Below are 17,617 nucleotides of genomic sequence, written 5' to 3' on the forward strand. Positions count from 1 at the left end.
AGGATTCAACCATTATTAGTGAGTTCTCCCATTATTAAAACCACTTATCCCCTTTATCTTTATGAAAACTGCCTTATCTCCCTGATTAATATTAAGATCTTCTCTTACTTCTCTGGAAATCGTTACCGGATCCTTATTGTAACACTCACCAGAGATCACATTACTTTTACTATGAGTGTAATACGAAAAGTAATTTGGTATTGATTAAATAAAGTAAAAATTGTTACTACTCTTCTTATTTATTTTAAGGCCCTATTCTTTTTTAATATTATTAATCACCATCTTAAAAGTGATTTTTTTCTACTTTTTTGATTTAATTTAATAAAATGTATCTTCTTCCTGTTCTAACATTAACCCCTTTTTTGGATCATAAACTGCATTAACAAAATATGTATCCTGATCAAATTCTACATTATTCTCTTTTTCTAGTTTTTTGAATTGCACAATACTAATAGACAAAATATAACTCATTGCATCATAATAACGAGCCTTATCCAACTCTTCAAGATAATCCAGTTTATATTTAAATGGCACTACCTCATAAGACTTAAAAAGAGAGTAAAACTCGAGTTCACTACTTTTTTCATTAATAAATGGAACTATTTGCTCATAAAATGATCTGAAATGTTTTTTAACAGCATCAAATTCTTTTTGATCTTTTTCATCATAGCCATCTTCATAAACTTCATCAACAAGTCTTTGAATTAGATCTTCTGATAAAATATCCACATTTTCAAAGCTTTTAATTGTTTTTTCTACTAAGTTTTGACTATAAACATATTTATCCTTCTCTGAACCTCTTGAAAATATATTAACCTTAGAAATCTTGTTTTCTTCCCATCCTTTCCTATTTACCCTACCAAATCTTTGTATTAAAGCATCGATAGGGGCTGGTTCAGAATATAAAACATCATAACTAATATCAAGAGATACTTCAATAGCTTGAGTTCCCACTAACAAATCCAAATTATTTAAAGATTTCTCAATTTTTTCTCGATCTTTAAGCATGAATCTACTATGCAACAAAGCACTATTTTCAATTTGACTACTCAACTCTTCAAAAACTTTTTGGGCTTGTAAAACAGTGTTGCACACTACTAAAACTTTTTTTCCTGTGTTTAAATCCATTTTAATGTAATCAAGATTATCCAGAATATTACCATCAATAATGTGAACTTCATGCCGAGTAAATGATCTTATTTCTTCATTTTCCATCATAATATCATTAGAAATATCCAAATATTCTTTAAATAGATCTTTTATGAATTTAGGTAGTGTTGCAGACATTATAAATAAATCCACATCATAATCATTCTTTAATATTCGCAAAATTTCGAGAATCAAAGAAGTCGTGTGAGCATCATAAGCATGAATTTCATCCAATATAAACAATCCGTTAGTCATTTCGGATAGTTGCATCTCAAATCCTTTGGAACCGAAAAATGCTTTTAATATTTGGAATGGAGTTAAAACTTTATAAGGCCTGTATATCTTCTTATTTAAACTTTTTATATCACGAATTATCTTTTTTTTAGACCCATAATCCAAATCCAGGTTAGATAAGGCTTTATAAATAAAATAAGAGGACTTACCATGCAATAATCCAACTAATTCTTTGTTTCCAAAATCTTTCTGCAACCGATTATACATGGCATTTATACTTGCTGTGTAAGGTAATAAATAAAAAACTCGCTTAGAATGATTAAAATTCTGATTTGTATCGCTCCAGAATAATGAGGCCTCTGTTTTCCCGCTTCCTGTAGGTGAAGTTAAAAATGCACTCCCCCTGGTTTTTAAAGATTCTTCCTGAATTTTTCTTAATTTTTGAAAATTGTAAATTGTTTTCATATTTGGAATGCCTTTTAAAATCTCATATCTTGAACCTGAAGATAAATAATCACATGCATTTAAAAACCCTCTTAAAAATACCCCATATTTCCTATGGAGCGGCGTATAATCTTTATCCTCCGAATTTAAATAATAAGGTAACACTGAATTTTTATAAACATCAGTCAAATCATCAAACGAAATTAACTTATAATTTTTCAGTTTATAACCCAAATATTCTTTACTTAATTCTGGTATAAGTTCAAAATAATCCATTATTTCTTCAAAATTAGGATTTAATTCATTTAATTTTTTATCATACAATTTTTTTCCATTAGGACTTGGAGAAGTGTTGTATTTTTCTCTTAAAATTATGACATCTTTGTGATGAGTAATTATTGCTAAACCAATAGCATCATTATATGATTTTTCGTAATTCAAAGAAGAAATAAATCCCGCGGATAATATCTCATGCCTATATTTCCACCCGGGTCCTCCCATTAACATCTCCTGAAAACCTGTTGCTCCTTTACCAAAATCATGCAAAAAAATAGAATAAAAAAGATGTTCCCAAAAATCATCAACATCACATATTTCCGGAACATTGACATAAGACTCTTTGATGCTCTTAAATACTTTCAGAGCATTTTCTGTATGTTTTAATATCGTTTCATCCGGTTTGGCTAAAAGTTCTGTGTTTAGGCATTTATTCATGTATCCAAACACCCCAATCCATCTCTTCATCAAAATAACATTCTTCTGAATAGTCAAAAAACTGATTTACCAATATAAATGGCTTTGTTCCTATTGCACTTCGAGGAATAGTATCTGAAAAATGAGTAGGTAATGCTTGAATAGTGCCAAAAGCACCATTAGTTCCAAAGGGTAAGATTGTTTTTCCCAATTGGACATTTGATCTTTTTTCTAAGTCTATTTCTTTAATTTCACGTATATTTACAAGATCCGTGGATCTTCCTAAAAGTAGAGGATAGTGAGGTCTTTTAAAGTAATCCCCATAATCCAAATCAGTTAAATATAAATAAATTTCAGGATTAACTAAAAATTCCCTTTTAATAACATTTGATTTTCCTTTCAGGCCAGATAATTCGTAGATAGTTTCCAAATCAACAGCTTTACCTTGATGATTAAATACATAGCCTACAGATAAATCATCTGGAGTTACCAAATTCCCTTTGGCAGCAGATATAAGCCCATAAATTGTACTAAGTGGTGGAACAGGTAAAGTTGGTTGGAATCCACTTATAAAAGCAGGGTATCTAAAAGAGGTTACCCAACCTTCAATCAGAACTCTTATTGCCTTCATGATTTCATCATCTCCGGGATATTATTTGTAAACTGATCTACAGCTTCTTTAATTGAACAGGATATAACTCCTTTGCCTTCAAACTTTTCTTCAGTTAATTTAGTTATATCTGGTTCTAAATTATCCATGAAACCTTTTCTGCGTCCAATATAAACATCAGTTAGTAAACAATCAGAATAGTCATATAGTACTTCTTTAATTGCTTCAATGTCAATAATTGCCTCACCATCTTCTTCTTTAGCAATATTCATGAATATATGGCTTCCACCATCAATAGCTGCTAAAATCACGAATTTGGGAGATACATCAGTTAAATGTGAAGTTAGTTTTGCTCCACCTTGTAGATAGGGAAGGGCCTTGATTACTTCCTGGGCTCTTTTTATTCGGATATCCTTTGACATTACCCATTTACTATTTTCTTTGTCTTTAGCCAAACCTTTTTCTTCAGCTTCTTCTTCCAATTTAGAGTACATATTTTTATAACCCGTTTTTTCATTGGCATAGAAAACCCCTAAACTATCTAAATCCAAAGAAAAAATGCCTTTGAGAACAGTAGAATAAAATTCATGTTCGTATGGAACAGGATCGCCCTCATGACGAGCCATAACACCAAAATCCTGAGTTGGAGTCTGCCCAATCACAGATATTAAAGGAGATGTTTTTAATGGAGATATTCTAGTTACAGTACCTCCTTCTTTTGCTTTTAAAGCTCTCATATATCCAAAAACATCATCATCATCATATTCAATTGGATTTGCACTAGTAAAAGCAATTTTCTTTTGCCGTTCTATAGGAGACATTTTCCAATGATATTTTTTCTCTAAGGTCTCTCTCCACCAGTATCTTAATGCCTGCCCAGAAACATAAGGATAAACTTTTCTTCCTCTTCTAATTGATTTAACCCTCACAATATTATCTGTTCTATCTCCAGCATCAGCACCCGCATTATTTAACGCAGAATGAGGTGCATCAACCAACATGAACCCTACAACTGTTTTCGACATTTTATTCCTCCTCTTCAACTTCTTCTGGTTCTTGAATTTCTATTTCCTCTTGATTTCCCTTTTGTATTATCCAAGGTTGCAATTTTTCATAGATTCTAAATAAAATTAAATCCTGAGTTTCCCGCCAGGTTAAGTTACCTTCAGGAAAGAGATAAGTTACATAATCATCAAATGTAAACAAAGGATTTTCAATACCATTTGAGATTCTCTTTTTGATTATAATTCTCAAAATATTTCTAAAACTTCGATAATCACTAGCCATTTCTAACCGGTTCAACATTTTCATATCATCCATACTTTCTATGTAATGCGCTATTTCATCCCCTAATTTTTTTATTGAATCTATCCGCTTTTTATCCATATTTCTTACCTCCTCCAGATAATGGCTGATTAATTCCCATCCACCAATCGCTTCCTTGGTTTTTTTATCAATAAAATATTTAATGATTGATTTACCCTCTAGAAGATTATTATACACCTTATTTTCCCTATTTTTATATTCACTTTCCTCTTTGACTTTTTCCCAGTTCACATATTGATAACCTTTCCTAACTATTCTAAACCAATCTTCCTTTTTTTCATGTTGAGGAATATATGTTAAGAACCTAAAAACAGGAGTTGGAATAAAATATATATCTAAAGATGGACCTTGATTAAAATTAGTGAAATGATAAAATGTTATGGAAGGATTCTCATTTACCCATCTTTCATCATAAGTCATTATAATGTCTTGTATTATATGAAAAATAGCATTTTTAGGGTTTTTAAATCCCTCATTAGGACAGCCCGTATATTCCTTCAGAGATATTTGTACATCAATATTTTTCTTAATATTCTTTGACCATCTTCCCATAACTTTTTTTGAACCGGAATGTAACAACAACATGTTTCCACATGCATATGACATCAAAGGAACGAATTGAATTGCAAAAGCACAAGCAGGACAATAATCTGCTCCTTCAGCCCCGAAAGAAAAATAATTTATTAGTTTTTTTGATCCAGTTAAAGGAATTTTGTCTTTAGATGACCTATACAGAATGTTTCTTCGACCACACGCAATACAATTACCATTATCCCCTATAAATTCCGTTTTTTCGACCAATTCTCTTAAAATACTAGAATACCTTTCTTTTTTATCTTTGACTGCATTATTTGTTATAGGATTATTTGGAAATATTTGATACAAATTTTTAGACCATTTTGGGGTTAAATATAATTCCACAATCTCATCAATAATCCCCATCATATCCATTTTATCCAATTCTTCAGGTCGTTTCCCAACCCATTCACTAATTGCCCAAATTCCAGCATCAACAAATGGATTTCCTGTGAAATCAAAAATTACTTCACTCATTATTTACCTCCAACTTTAGCATCAACACACCCAAAGCCCATACTATTCTTTTCTCCCAATCCACAATCATAAGCAAACTTCACCAATCTCTTATCGGCCTCGATCTCAAATTTCATTAAAAAACAGCGGTGAAATGTTTCTTGATCTCTTTTTGGAATAGTAATCCTCTTTCTTTTAATTGAATCGATTTTAGGAACTATCTTTACATAGTTATCCCCATCATATCCATCATAAAATGAATTATATTTATTTAAAAGATTATTTTGTAAATTCTCATAGAATTTCAGGTCATTGGGGTTTAAGTCCCATATTTTTAGCTTTCCCTCAACTTCTTTTTGAACACGGGCAATTAAAGGAGATAAAGTCTTCATTTTCATCCTTTTTTTAATCTCCGGCATTTTCAATAGTTCTACTTGTTCCACCAGGAGATTTTGGCCCATGAAATTTACTGAGGGAATGTCCAGATAACCTTCTACCATGCTTTTTATTAATTCATCATTGGGGGAGGAAATAAAAAAACTAAATTTCCCATTGCGGGAGATCATGAAGTCTTTGAGATTTTTTCTTTTTGAAACAAAAAGTTGAGAAAAAGTAAAGAATTTATAATTTGTAGATTCGTGTAATTCTTGAGCCATATCCAAATCTACTATTTTATTGTAAACTATGGCAGATAATACATGATTGTAATTATACGGAATTTTTAAATGTTTTTCTGGTGCAGATAAACTAATTTTTAGCCTCAACTTTCACCACCCCCAATTTTAGTATAATAAAATTGATATAATTATTATTTCTAATAAGATATATATAGTTAATGATTTTTATTTACATCAAAATAAATTATATGTAAGATTATAAGTATATACAATACATTATATAAAAAAATATAAAATCATTTAGGATAAATCAATCCCTGCAATATGGGTAATGTCACCATAGCCACCAAAACAGCCCCTATAAATGACCATAGGGAATAAATTGCATAAAAGATGGAGACAATATACATATAAATAAGTATAACAATTATTGTCCCACCATATACAGTTATTTGGTGTTTTAAAGTAATTTTATCTTGTTTCATCCCAAATACCTTACATTAGACTCTGTTCTTTTTTAATAAATAGGAGTGCGGATACGCATATCATGAGAACTGCGAAAAACATCATGACTAGGAAACTAAGGCCTAGTGGCAGTGCAGATTCTCCCAGGGTGACGTATCTTAGTGCATCCACACCATAGGTTAGGGGGTTTATATATACTGCTGCTTGTAGCCATTGGGGTAGTCCAGTGATGGGAAACAAAGCCCCACTTAAAAGGAACATAGGTAGAACAATGAAGCTCATGATTAGATTGAATCCTTCCATACTCTCTGTGAATGCTGCAATAACCAGGCCCAGACCCCCCAGACCCACGGACATTATAAGCGCTATTAACATGCACAGGATAAAGGTGAGTGGATCCATAGATACTCCCACTATAAATGATAGTGCCAGTAATATAGCCGATTGAATGACCGCTGCAGTACTTATCCCCAGTGCTTTTCCCATAACAATGGACGGGCGGGATATTGGTGCAACCAGTATTTCTTTTAAAAACCCATACTGGCGGTCCATGATTACAGATAAGCCTGAGAATATGGAGGTGAATAGTATGGTCTGGCCAATAATACCGGGATATATGAATGCTTTATATCCTCCTGCCATGGCACCAAACCTTATTGCTGCTCCCAGTCCAGTTCCAAATATTATTAACCATAAGAGCGGAGTTACCACAGATGTTACTATCCTTGATTTGTACCTGAAAAATCGTTTGGTTTCTCTAAGCCATATGGTGTATATGCCCTCCAATTCTGCCATTATTCCATCCCTCCGGGCATTTTAATTATAAAAAACATTATTTTCCCTCGCTGCTGATTTTAGAACCTGTGAATTTTATGAATACATCTTCCAAGCTAGGGTGTTCCAGTTCTATAGATATTACAGTGAATCCATTTTTACTTGCAAATTCCACCACAGATGGTATGAGGTTTTCACCCATTTCCACCATTAGTTTCACTTCGCCGTTGAGTATAAAGGCATCTTTTATAAATTCATATTGCTTAATTTTATTTACAAACTCTTCTGGGGAATCCACATTGATAGTGATAGTGTCTGCTTTCAATTCTCTTTTAAGGTTTTTTGGGGAATCCGTGGTTATTATTTGCCCCTTGTTTATGATAGCCACTTCGTCACATAGTTTATCTGCTTCTTCCATATAGTGGGTGGTTAAAAGCACTGTAAGGTCTTTGGCCTGGTTTAAATCTTTAATATAATCCCATATACTTTCTCTGGTTTGAGGATCGAGCCCTAAAGTTGGTTCATCTAAAAATAATACTTCCGGATGATGTATAAGGCCCCTTCCAATTTCTAAACGCCTTTTCATCCCCCCAGAATAGGTTTTGACATATTCATCTGCTTTTTTGCCCAGGGCAATTAAGTCCAGAACTTCTTCAATCCGTTCTTCCCTTAAATCACGAGGTACACCATATAGGGAAGCGTGCATCTCCAAATGTTCCCTGCCAGTTAAGATATCATCCAGTGCTCTGGATTGAAATACTATGCCTATGGACTCTCTGACTTCTTTAGCCTGTTTTATAATATCGTAGCCATTTACTCTGCCAGTTCCAGCAGTTGGTTTTAATATAGTGCATAGCATAGATATTAAAGTTGTTTTACCTGCACCGTTTGGCCCTAAAACACCATAAACACTGTTTTTAGGGACTTGAAGATTAATAGAATTCACTGCAGTGAAATCATCATATTTTTTGGTTATGTTTTCAGTTTCAATTATAAATGACATTTTAACCCTCAAAAAAGGTCTTTTAAAAAATTTTATTTATATTAATATTGAAAATTATGTAATAAATTATATTTGATTTTGATTTCATAATAAATCTAAGGAGTGGTTGGATGATTATGGAAATGATAAAATCTGAGGGAATAGCTCAGAATTCTTATTTTTTTGGATCCGGAGGGGAAGCTGTAGTTGTAGACCCTCGGCGTGATATTGACATTTATCTGAACCTATCGCAAAAACATGGGCTTAATATTAGATATATCTTTGAGACTCACCGAAATGAAGATTTCACGGTGGGTTCACTGGAACTGGCAGGTGTTAGTGATAGTGAAATATTTCACGGAGCACATCTTGATTTTAGTTATGGGACTGCTGTTATGGAAGGAGATACTTTTAATGTGGGTAAATTAGAATTAGAGATTTTAGAAACTCCGGGACATACCCATGAGAGTATATCGATTGCTCTTAGAGATAAAAGCGTTTCAGATGATGTTTATCTAATTTTCACTGGTGATGTTTTATTTGCCGGCGAAGTGGGTAGAGTTGATTTTTTTGGAGAATCCGAAACTCCACATATGGCTGAGCTTTTATATCACAGCATCCATGAAAAAATTCTCCCACATGGAGATAACGTTATCTTATGCCCGGCACATGGCGCAGGATCTGTGTGTGGGGCAGATATACGTGACCAGGAAACAACCACTGTAGGTTATGAGAAAAAAACTAATCCATTGCTTCAGATAAACAAAGAAGAATTCATCAAAAGAAAAGTGGAAGAAACACTTTATACGCCCCCCTATTTCAAACAGATGGAACTAAATAATCAGTATGGAGCCCCTATTCTAAATAGATTGCCGTACATGCCTCCTTTGAATGCTCGGGAATTTTCAGAATTTATAGAAAATGGGGCACAGGTTGTTGATCTTAGAAAGCCAACCAGTTTTGGTGGAGGGCATGTCCCTGAAACTATTAATATTTGGAGAGAAGGTTTTCCAGCATTTGCAGGTTATTTTTTGAATTACGACGACCCCATATTAATTGTGGATGATTATGATCAACCCCACCAAGTGTGGCGCTATTTGATACGTTTAGGTTATGATAATATTAAGGGATATCTGAGAGGGGGTTTTCCAGAGTGGTATATGGCAGGGAAAGACGTCGCTCATCTGGATATGTGGTCTGTGCATCAACTTAAAAAATCTCAGGAAAACGGGGATGAAATGTTCTTACTGGATGTGAGGAAAATTAACGACCGTAGGAGGTTTCATATTGAGGGTTCTCACCACATATGGGTGGGCGATATTCCTCAGATGATTCGTGAAATACCCCAAGATAAGAAAATTGTTGTGTACTGCGATTCTGGTTATAAATCAACCATTGCCGCTAGTATATTGAAAAAAAATGGATATTCTAATATTTCAAGTGTTTTAGGTAGTATGGGTGCCTGGTTAAAATCAGGCTACCCTGTGGTTAAATAAAAAAGCAGGTGATAATCTTGAGTCTAGTTAAAATTCCTTTGATGGATAAAAAAGAGTATGATAACTTGATAAAAAGTAATTATATTAGTAGAATTGCATTTAACGGAGATTATCCTTATATGGCTCCATTTTTATATGTTTTCGATGGTGATTACTTGTATTTCTTATCCACCAAGTATGGTAAAAAAATAGAGATGCTCGGAAAAAATCCATTGGTCGCTGTTGAAATCGAAGAATACAGCCCAGATTTATCAAAATATCAGTTTGTTACTTTGCAGGGGCGTATTGAGGAAGAAAAAGACCCTAAAAAACAGCGCCAAATTAGAGAAATGTTTGCAGAATTGATCATGTCTAAAAAGCTTTCTACTAATATTATGGCTGCACTGGGGCATTCACCAGATGACCCTATTTCAAATCTGGTGGAGATGGAATGTTCCTATGTTTGGAAATTGGTGGATGTTGAGAAAATTATAGGGATTAAAAATTCATGAATGAATCCCATATCCCTATTTTTAAAAATCATGAAAATATCAAAACAAATCATGAACTATTTTTGAAAAGTTTAAAAAATAAAAAATAAGGGTTTTGCTTGAAGTAGGCCGGTATCCATGTTTTGCCAAAAATTGGGGGGATATGGTTTGCACATGGATTCCAAAAGCCTCCCAAGCTTGTGGTACCCTAACTCAAATAGTATATTCACTTATATAAAGATTTTAAAATTTTTTTTGTGAATATTATCACTAAATAATCGGTCATTGATTTCAAGTGTAACTTTAAATAATGAAAACAAGTTTAAAACAAGTTATTTTGATTCAATATAGTTTTTAGATATTATTTATCAATTTTAAAGAATATAAGTTACCAAAATATATTTTTAAATATTAATATTAAAATTCTTGAAATAAACCACAACAAAAGACTTGTAATACTTATTAAAAATTGATTAAAATAATATTTACCACCATATTAATAATTTCTGAATATTTAATAGTTATTAACTAAAAAAAGATTTTTAAAATTATTATTAAATAATTTAAAGCGCTTTAAAATCTATTATGGCTATTTAAACGGATATAAAAGAATATTCTATTGTGATTTTTTGCACAAAAAAGAATTGGTAATTGGCCCCTATATTCCCACTCTTTTTTTAACTTTTTCACTTTTTAGTTCTCTTAAAGCATCTTTAGCAATCCATTTTGCACTTTTAGAATCAATCCTATATATTTCTTCAGCAACATTTATGGCTTTTTCATTTAGCAACTTATTCTTTTTGCCGATATGGCGTAATGCCCAGTTGACTGCTTTTTTAACATATTTCCTATTGTCTGTAGATTCACGGACTATCAGAGGAAAAAATTGTTCAAATTTTTCATCGGCTGCTTGTTTATCATGAACTGCTAAAACAGCTATTAAAGTAAAAGCGGCTCTTTTTACAAATTTTTCTTCTCGAGTACTCCATTCAAATATCTTTGAATAGGCATAATCTGTTTTTCTAAATAAATTCATACAGCATTGATCGCAGATGTCCCATGAATTAAATTCCACGGCCCATGCATCCATCTGTTCTGCAGTTACCAGTTTTGGATCTTCAATAATACTGGCAATTATCATGGTTTCTTTATACCCATAATTCCATAATTTATGAGCTAATTCATGATTCTTTCCTGCCTTTCTAGCTATACGGCGCAGTTGAGGCATTCTAACACCAAATGTTTTATCAGTGTTAATTCCAAAACGGGCCATGCCTGCCACATCCTCAGGGTTGGATAGTAATTGAAGTTCTTCTATGATTTCCAGGCATCCATAAGTTATATCCATCAACTCCCATTATGCTAGTTTCTGTACTGATCTTAAAATAAGTAAAACCCCTGCTAATGCCAGTATGGTTGCTATGAAAATCAACATCAAATTAGTTCCAACACTTTCCAGTGAAGTAGATAGCTGAGAAAATAGGTACACCAAAATGGCAATAGCCAAGAGTACAATACCTATTATTAACTTAACTTTTTCATCCATCTAATTACCCCCATTATTTCCTAATTGTCTTTTTCTAATGGTAGAAATAATGCTTCCACCAACACCTATCATCAATATACCAATTATACTGAAGATGAAATTATTTCCCCAAAAACCAAAAACAACCCAAATTACCAAACCCGCGACCATTAAAATACCAGACAGGATCAATTTCTGATTATCTGAATCCAAAAACAATCACCCCCAATGATTAGTTATTGATTTTGAAAAATATAAACCCTATTCTTAACCATAAAAATTTTTTAAGACCTTAATAGCATTCAATGTAATCCATTTACTTGGTTGATTTTTTCGTTCAATTGCTGCTTGAACCCTACCATTGAAAGTATTCTCCAATATCCATTTACCTTCAGTATTCTGCTTTGAAATCATTATGTCCATTGTTTCCATCATCCTATTATCTTTATAACCCAATTTAGAGAGAATACCTAAAACTTCAAGGGCATCAATGCTCCACATCAGAGGGAATCCAAATTCCAACCACTTAAATCGACCTTTAGATGGAGGATAGTTTCGTTTGTGGATATGGTGGTTTAGCATGTGTTCTGCAGCATTAGCCATATATTCCTTTATTTCAGGGGTTTTTTTATTTTCCGGTATTTCAGTGAATGCTTTAAGAGATTTGACTATTATACTATGGCATGTGCGTTCACCATAACATATTTTCCATCGTTTATAGGGCCATTCATCAGGGGCCTGTCCGGCTTCGTCGTCAAACCTCTGATAGTTTAATATCCACTCAATTGCCATTTCAAGTCTCTCATCCCCCCAATATCCCAATCTAATAAAACTCCAAACCATATTAGCTGTCAGACAAGGTAAGACTTTCTCATGATCACCTATCCCTTCAGCATTAGATAAGTAGGAAAATCCTCCGCTTAAGGGATCTTGAGAATTTTTAAATAAAAATTCACATGTTTTTTGAATTCTTTCATCTTTTCCATTAGCTCCCAACTCGGCCAGGACGATTATCTGCCATGAGGTTCCTTTATATTTACCTCGAAGATAAAAATTTTGGGGCGGGCCCCAGTAACCTCCTTTATTTTGTTTAGATAAAATTTTAGGGACAACACCTATTTTCATGATATTTTTTCGGGCTTTTTTTACTTCAAAGTCATCTTGTGGTTTATCTAGAAGTTCAGTTAATGTGAAGTATCTGACAGAGGGATTGTTATCCTCCAGAAGCCAATCTATTGGGTTTTCATTTAAATAAGATTCCCAGTTTCCCATACGCACACTCCCTTATTTGAATAATTTTGCAGCATTTTTACCCAATATCAATTCTTTATCATTTTCAGATATCTCCAATGCTTTGATTCGTTTTATATCCCCCGAGGGGTTTATCCAGGGATAATCTGATCCGAAAAGTATTTTTTCAGCGCCGATGGCTTTTATCAAATCAACTGCGTCCTCATCATCCAAAGTAGTTGGTGTGTTAATATGGGAGATGGCGATGGCTGTATCAAACCGGACATTAGAAAATTTATCAGCTATTTCAAGGGTTTGATCCCAGAAACCATTACCTAAATGAGCTAAAATTAGTTTTAATGATTCAAATTCTTCAAGAACAGGCATCCATCTTTTTGGTTCTCCAAATGATGATTTATTATCAATATTAATCCCTGAATGAGCAGTGATAGGTAAGTTGTGTTTTACTAGCCACTCGTAAACCGGCCACATCCTCTCATCACCTACATCAAATCCCTGCGCCACAGGATGGATCTTTAAACCCTTCATTCCCCATTTATATTTATGTTCTAATTCTTCAATAGGGGTTCTACCCTTCATGGTGGGGCTGACTGAGATAAATGGGATGAACATGGGATATTTCGCAGGTCTGTTTTTTCCAGGGCGGGTTATGGCTACAGTCCAGAAATTATTGTTTTTTAGTTGATTATCCGGGGCAAAACTTACCATCACTGCTTTATCAATACCGGATCTTTGCATATCCTTTAAATAATCATCAGGAGTACCATAGCTGTAATAACCAACACCATATTGTTCTTTGATCATTTCAACTACCATTTTCCCAACTTCTTCTGTTGGATGTAAATGCACATGAGAATCAATGATCATTTAATCACCATAATTAGCCATGTAACCCATACCAATGGTTATAACAGGGATTATTAAGTATGTTAAACCAATATCCATCATGTAATCCCCAAAGCTCATATGCATAGGACTTTCAGGCATGAATAAAAATAGATCTATCACAATATTTATCACATACCAAATAATACCTATCAAAATTCCTTCTTTAATAAAATTCGAGGATATTTTCTTTAGATAATAATACGTTAAAATTATCACAGTTATGGAAAGAACTAAGGGCATTATTGATTCAAATAATGGCCTCATAGATTCTTTGAGTGGGAAAATAATAAAAGAAACTGCAAATGGAATTAGCCATGCTAAAAATCCAAATAAAAATACTTTTAATTTTTTATTCATTTTCTGCAATACCTCCTAAAGGCTGTCTAATTATGGTTCTAAGTTTTTCTGGTTTTGTTCGACGCGTGTCTGATAAATATATTTCATGGTGTTTCATGCAGTTCCCTCCCCCATCAAACTCAAACCCTTCTTCTCGAATAAAATTGTGGAGTTTTTCAACTGTAGGGCCTTCTTCAGAGTAAGGACCAATGTGCATTATCTGAGCAGACAATCCCTCTTCTAAACTATTAAACCGGATTTTTGACAGCGCTTCCGGATTTTTCTTTTCTTCAACTTCATTTAGGGCATTGTTAATCATGGTTTTTGTAATAAAATCGGGTTGCATGATCATGGCTGTCCATTTCCAGGCGCTTTTATCTTCAATTGAAAAGTCTTCCATGTTATCCACCCACCAAAGTCCCTCCAAAGGCATTACCACATAATCCATGGATTTTTCTTTTTTGGAAATGAATTTTACCTTAAATGAAACTGGAAATAACGCTTCCATGGCCTCCTGATATTCTAGTGAAGTGTTGGGATCTCCCTTTCCATCGATCATCAGATAATTTAATTTTGGTACTTTCACCAAGGATGGTTTGGTTTTAGAAGCAGAATACAATTCTTTATATTCTTTTTTATAGTCTATTTTCTTCATTTAATCACTCAAATTTTCTTCTTTTTTGATTTTTTCTATTAAATCCAAAACCCATTGTTTTTCATTTTTTAAATGCACCAAAGGTCTTTCGAAAAGAGCCACCACAAAATAGGGAGATTTTAATTTATTATGTGTGGCAATAGATTCTTCTAAAAATGAAATCCTCTTATTTACTGATTTTACATATGATTTTAAACAACGGATAGACTCCTCTGGAGAGATAATTTTTAGATTAGCAATACCTAAATCAAAGGGATGAATCTGTTTTTCTGCAACAGACAATACTGTTTTAACTTTTTCTTCCATTGCATTCCATCCTAAAGGAGTAATAGTATATATTTTACGGGCAGGTTTGCCTTTCGTTTCTTTTATCTCACTTTCAATTAACTGGTTCTTTTGGAGCTTTTTCAAGACGTAATATATGGAAGAGAATCCTATTTCCGTCCAGTTGCGCATTCCCCTATCTTCTACTATTTTTTCGATATTATACCCATATTGAGGGCCTTCACAGAGTAGGCCTAAAACAGCTGCTTCAATGTCTGATAGATTGTACATGACGATCCCTGATATTCTACAAATATAATATTCTATATTTAGAATATAATATAAAAAGATTTTGCATTGATTAACTTAAACCATTAACCAGCATATTAATAAATACAAAATAAAATAAGAATAATTAAAGTTTAAGGAGAAAATAGATGGATATATTTTTATTAAAGGATATTGTGATTATTCTTGCATTATCAGTCATGGTACTCCTGATATTTCGAAAAGCAAGGATTCCTGCCATTCTGGCATTTTTCGTAACCGGGTTATTAGCCGGGCCTCACGGCCTTGGTTTAATCAGTTCAACTGAAGAAGTTCAGCTTTTAGCAGAATTAGGAGTTATATTCCTCCTTTTTACAATAGGCATGGAATTCTCTTTTGAAAAATTTTCACATGTTAAAAGATATGTAATTTTTGGGGGCTCACTGCAGGTTTCACTAACTTTAATTATTATCTATCTTATCTGTCAAATTTTAGGTTTTTCTGCATCCGAATCAATATTCATAGGATTTTTAATAGCTTTCAGCAGCACAGCTATTGTTTTAAGACTTTTACAGGACAGCAACCAGTTACATAGTATTCACGGCCAAATATCCATGGGTATTCTAATCTTTCAAGACATTGCTGTAGTCTTTGTTATTTTATTAACCCCACTTTTAGCTGGTTTAAACTCAACTCCCGCCAATAACTGGCCTATTTTTCTTTTAACCGGAATAATTTTAATTTTATTCACATTTATATCTGCCAAGTGGGTTGTTCCCCAACTATTGCACTATATTGCTCGATTTAAAAGCAGTGAAATATTCTTATTAACCATAATATTGATTTGTTTTGGAGTTACTTGGATTACTTCAAGTATTGGTTTATCTACAGCATTAGGTGCTTTTTTAGCAGGGTTGATTATATCTAACACAGATTACAGCCATCAAGCCCTGGGTAATATCTTGCCCTTTCAAGATATTTTCATGAGCTTCTTTTTTGTTTCAATAGGAATGCTGCTTAATCCCGGATTTATAATGGAAAATCTACTTTTAATACTACTAATCACCGTGCTGATTTTAATTATAAAATCTTTAATTACCAGTTTAAGTGTAGGAGTTTTAGGATCTTCCTTAAGGATTATGGTATTAGTTGGTTTGATTTTAAGCCAAATAGGAGAATTTTCTTTTATTTTATCTGCAACTGGGCTACAGCTGGGAATAATAAATGAAGAGTTCTTTCAAATATTTTTATCTGTCTCCTTAATCTCCATGTCAGTTACTCCATTTATCATGAATTATGCACCTAAAATAGCAGAACTTTCTGATAAAGCACCGCTGCCACCTAAAATTAAACACGGGTTTCACAGCATCTCCTTAAAAGAAGAAATCATACTGAGAGACCATTTAATAATTATTGGTTTTGGAATAAATGGTAAAAATATGGCTAAAGCCGCTTCAAGAGCAAATATCCCCTACGTTGTGGTTGAACTTAACCCCGAAATAGTTAAAACTGAAAAAATCAGAGGAGAATCCATATATTTTGGAGATGCCGTTCATGAAGCAGTTTTAAAAAATATTAATATTGATAAGGCCAGGATAATGGTAGTGGCAATTTCTGATCCTTTAGGAACACGTAAAATTGTTGATACTGCTAAAAAACTAAATCCCGAATTATATACCATTATTAGAACTAGATATATTAAGGAAATGGAAAAATTATATCTAAGGGGCGCTGATGAGGTAATACCTGAAGAGTTTGAAACATCTATTGAAATCTTCAGCAGGGTGCTTGATAAATATGGTTTGTCTAAGGAAAATATTGATGATTATATAAGTGAAATTCGTTCTGATGGTTATGAAATGTTCAGGACATTATCACAAAATGAAACCGTGACCTGCACTCTGGATAATGACACTACCCCAGTTAATATAATATCCATACCCATAGAAACCCAGATGGACGGTAAACCCCTTGAATATTTTATTAAAAAATATGATTATGAAGTATTAGCTGTTCGAAGAGGTTCTGCAACATTTAAAAACCCGGAAATTAATTTTGAGCTTTTAAAAGGAGATATTGTTATTATGGCCCACTCTAATAACAATACTCCATTATATGAAAAATAGATTTGGGAATGAT

The 17,617-nt window shown here is 33.1% G+C and carries 19 protein-coding genes; 3 read left to right on the forward strand and 16 right to left on the reverse strand.

Going from position 1 to position 17,617, the window contains the following annotated elements:
• Positions 1-318: 318 nt before the first annotated feature.
• From cas3 to MXE27_RS01070, 8 genes are all read right to left on the reverse strand, one after another.
• Positions 319-2,541 (reverse strand): CRISPR-associated helicase Cas3', encoded by a 2,223-nt coding sequence (cas3, locus tag MXE27_RS01035; protein WP_248610528.1) that lies wholly within the window; start codon positions 2,539-2,541, stop codon positions 319-321.
• Entirely contained in the window at positions 2,534-3,151 is a 618-nt protein-coding gene (gene cas5b / locus MXE27_RS01040) for a type I-B CRISPR-associated protein Cas5b (RefSeq protein WP_248610529.1), read from the reverse strand. The genes cas3 and cas5b overlap by 8 nt, the downstream gene beginning before the upstream one ends.
• Positions 3,148-4,155 carry a type I-B CRISPR-associated protein Cas7/Cst2/DevR gene (gene cas7i / locus MXE27_RS01045; protein ID WP_248610530.1) on the reverse strand — a complete coding sequence of 336 codons (1,008 nt, stop codon included), beginning with the start codon at positions 4,153-4,155 and terminating at the stop codon, positions 3,148-3,150. The genes cas5b and cas7i overlap by 4 nt, the downstream gene beginning before the upstream one ends.
• A gap of 1 nt (position 4,156) precedes the next feature.
• Positions 4,157-5,509 carry a type I-B CRISPR-associated protein Cas8b1/Cst1 gene (gene cas8a1, locus MXE27_RS01050; RefSeq protein WP_248610531.1) on the reverse strand — a complete coding sequence of 451 codons (1,353 nt, stop codon included), beginning with the start codon at positions 5,507-5,509 and terminating at the stop codon, positions 4,157-4,159.
• Entirely contained in the window at positions 5,509-6,252 is a 744-nt protein-coding gene (gene cas6 / locus MXE27_RS01055) for a CRISPR-associated endoribonuclease Cas6 (protein WP_248610532.1), read from the reverse strand. The genes cas8a1 and cas6 overlap by 1 nt, the downstream gene beginning before the upstream one ends.
• A 149-nt stretch (positions 6,253-6,401) precedes the next feature.
• On the reverse strand, positions 6,402-6,590 hold the full coding sequence (locus tag MXE27_RS01060; protein WP_248610533.1) for a hypothetical protein: 189 nt from the start codon (positions 6,588-6,590) through the stop codon (positions 6,402-6,404).
• A gap of 10 nt (positions 6,591-6,600) precedes the next feature.
• Positions 6,601-7,365 (reverse strand): ABC transporter permease, encoded by a 765-nt coding sequence (locus MXE27_RS01065; protein WP_248610534.1) that lies wholly within the window; start codon positions 7,363-7,365, stop codon positions 6,601-6,603.
• 37 nt (positions 7,366-7,402) lie between these two features.
• A complete protein-coding gene (locus MXE27_RS01070) occupies positions 7,403-8,347 on the reverse strand; it encodes an ATP-binding cassette domain-containing protein (RefSeq protein WP_248610535.1) in 945 nt (314 codons plus the stop codon).
• A 110-nt stretch (positions 8,348-8,457) separates the two neighbouring features.
• Between MXE27_RS01070 and MXE27_RS01075 the strand changes: the two genes are divergently transcribed.
• Complete coding sequence (locus MXE27_RS01075; protein WP_248610536.1) at positions 8,458-9,822, forward strand: MBL fold metallo-hydrolase; 1,365 nt, start codon at positions 8,458-8,460, stop codon at positions 9,820-9,822.
• 8 nt (positions 9,823-9,830) lie between these two features.
• Positions 9,831-10,313, forward strand: coding sequence for a pyridoxamine 5'-phosphate oxidase family protein (locus MXE27_RS01080; protein ID WP_342765974.1), 483 nt, complete (start codon positions 9,831-9,833; stop codon positions 10,311-10,313).
• Positions 10,314-10,950: 637 nt separating this feature from the next.
• On the opposite strand, the gene MXE27_RS01085 is transcribed toward MXE27_RS01080, so the two are convergent.
• The 8 genes from MXE27_RS01085 to MXE27_RS01120 are packed head-to-tail and all read right to left on the reverse strand — an operon-like array spanning position 10,951 to position 15,502.
• A complete protein-coding gene (locus MXE27_RS01085; protein ID WP_248610538.1) occupies positions 10,951-11,640 on the reverse strand; it encodes a DNA alkylation repair protein in 690 nt (229 codons plus the stop codon).
• Between the two features lie 9 nt (positions 11,641-11,649).
• The gene (locus MXE27_RS01090) at positions 11,650-11,838 is read right to left on the reverse strand and encodes a hypothetical protein (protein ID WP_248610539.1); all 189 of its coding nucleotides are present in this window, start codon (positions 11,836-11,838) and stop codon (positions 11,650-11,652) included.
• The gene (locus MXE27_RS01095) at positions 11,839-12,030 is read right to left on the reverse strand and encodes a hypothetical protein (protein ID WP_248610540.1); all 192 of its coding nucleotides are present in this window, start codon (positions 12,028-12,030) and stop codon (positions 11,839-11,841) included.
• Between the two features lie 54 nt (positions 12,031-12,084).
• Positions 12,085-13,089, reverse strand: a complete 1,005-nt coding sequence (locus tag MXE27_RS01100; protein WP_248610541.1) for a prenyltransferase/squalene oxidase repeat-containing protein — start codon at positions 13,087-13,089, stop codon at positions 12,085-12,087.
• 12 nt (positions 13,090-13,101) lie between these two features.
• On the reverse strand, positions 13,102-13,935 hold the full coding sequence (locus MXE27_RS01105; RefSeq protein ID WP_248610542.1) for an amidohydrolase family protein: 834 nt from the start codon (positions 13,933-13,935) through the stop codon (positions 13,102-13,104).
• On the reverse strand, positions 13,936-14,313 hold the full coding sequence (locus MXE27_RS01110) for a hypothetical protein (protein WP_248610543.1): 378 nt from the start codon (positions 14,311-14,313) through the stop codon (positions 13,936-13,938).
• Positions 14,306-14,947, reverse strand: a complete 642-nt coding sequence (locus MXE27_RS01115; protein WP_248610544.1) for a GyrI-like domain-containing protein — start codon at positions 14,945-14,947, stop codon at positions 14,306-14,308. Before MXE27_RS01115 ends, MXE27_RS01110 begins: the two co-directional genes overlap by 8 nt.
• Positions 14,948-15,502 (reverse strand): PadR family transcriptional regulator, encoded by a 555-nt coding sequence (locus tag MXE27_RS01120; protein WP_248610545.1) that lies wholly within the window; start codon positions 15,500-15,502, stop codon positions 14,948-14,950. It abuts the gene before it with no gap.
• A 146-nt stretch (positions 15,503-15,648) separates the two neighbouring features.
• On the opposite strand from MXE27_RS01120, the gene MXE27_RS01125 reads away from it, so the two are divergent.
• Positions 15,649-17,604 (forward strand): cation:proton antiporter, encoded by a 1,956-nt coding sequence (locus tag MXE27_RS01125; RefSeq protein WP_248610546.1) that lies wholly within the window; start codon positions 15,649-15,651, stop codon positions 17,602-17,604.
• The last annotated feature ends 13 nt before the right edge of the window (positions 17,605-17,617 follow it).

Origin of the sequence: Methanobacterium alcaliphilum (genome assembly GCF_023227715.1) — an archaeon.
GTDB classification, from domain to species: domain Archaea; phylum Methanobacteriota; class Methanobacteria; order Methanobacteriales; family Methanobacteriaceae; genus Methanobacterium_E; species Methanobacterium_E alcaliphilum.

Excerpts from the sequence above, each read along its gene's own strand:
- cas3 (WP_248610528.1), bottom strand. The coding sequence starts at position 2,541 with ATGAATAAATGCCTAAACACAGAACTTTTAGCCAAACCGGATGAAACG.
- cas5b (WP_248610529.1), bottom strand. The coding sequence starts at position 3,151 with ATGAAGGCAATAAGAGTTCTGATTGAAGGTTGGGTAACCTCTTTTAGA.
- cas7i (WP_248610530.1), bottom strand. The coding sequence starts at position 4,155 with ATGTCGAAAACAGTTGTAGGGTTCATGTTGGTTGATGCACCTCATTCT.
- cas8a1 (WP_248610531.1), bottom strand. The coding sequence starts at position 5,509 with ATGAGTGAAGTAATTTTTGATTTCACAGGAAATCCATTTGTTGATGCT.
- MXE27_RS01060 (WP_248610533.1), bottom strand. The coding sequence starts at position 6,590 with ATGAAACAAGATAAAATTACTTTAAAACACCAAATAACTGTATATGGT.
- MXE27_RS01065 (WP_248610534.1), bottom strand. The coding sequence starts at position 7,365 with ATGGCAGAATTGGAGGGCATATACACCATATGGCTTAGAGAAACCAAA.
- MXE27_RS01070 (WP_248610535.1), bottom strand. The coding sequence starts at position 8,347 with ATGTCATTTATAATTGAAACTGAAAACATAACCAAAAAATATGATGAT.
- MXE27_RS01075 (WP_248610536.1), top strand. The coding sequence starts at position 8,458 with ATGATTATGGAAATGATAAAATCTGAGGGAATAGCTCAGAATTCTTAT.
- MXE27_RS01085 (WP_248610538.1), bottom strand. The coding sequence starts at position 11,640 with ATGGATATAACTTATGGATGCCTGGAAATCATAGAAGAACTTCAATTA.
- MXE27_RS01090 (WP_248610539.1), bottom strand. The coding sequence starts at position 11,838 with ATGGATGAAAAAGTTAAGTTAATAATAGGTATTGTACTCTTGGCTATT.
- MXE27_RS01100 (WP_248610541.1), bottom strand. The coding sequence starts at position 13,089 with ATGGGAAACTGGGAATCTTATTTAAATGAAAACCCAATAGATTGGCTT.
- MXE27_RS01105 (WP_248610542.1), bottom strand. The coding sequence starts at position 13,935 with ATGATCATTGATTCTCATGTGCATTTACATCCAACAGAAGAAGTTGGG.
- MXE27_RS01110 (WP_248610543.1), bottom strand. The coding sequence starts at position 14,313 with ATGAATAAAAAATTAAAAGTATTTTTATTTGGATTTTTAGCATGGCTA.
- MXE27_RS01115 (WP_248610544.1), bottom strand. The coding sequence starts at position 14,947 with ATGAAGAAAATAGACTATAAAAAAGAATATAAAGAATTGTATTCTGCT.
- MXE27_RS01120 (WP_248610545.1), bottom strand. The coding sequence starts at position 15,502 with ATGTACAATCTATCAGACATTGAAGCAGCTGTTTTAGGCCTACTCTGT.
- MXE27_RS01125 (WP_248610546.1), top strand. The coding sequence starts at position 15,649 with ATGGATATATTTTTATTAAAGGATATTGTGATTATTCTTGCATTATCA.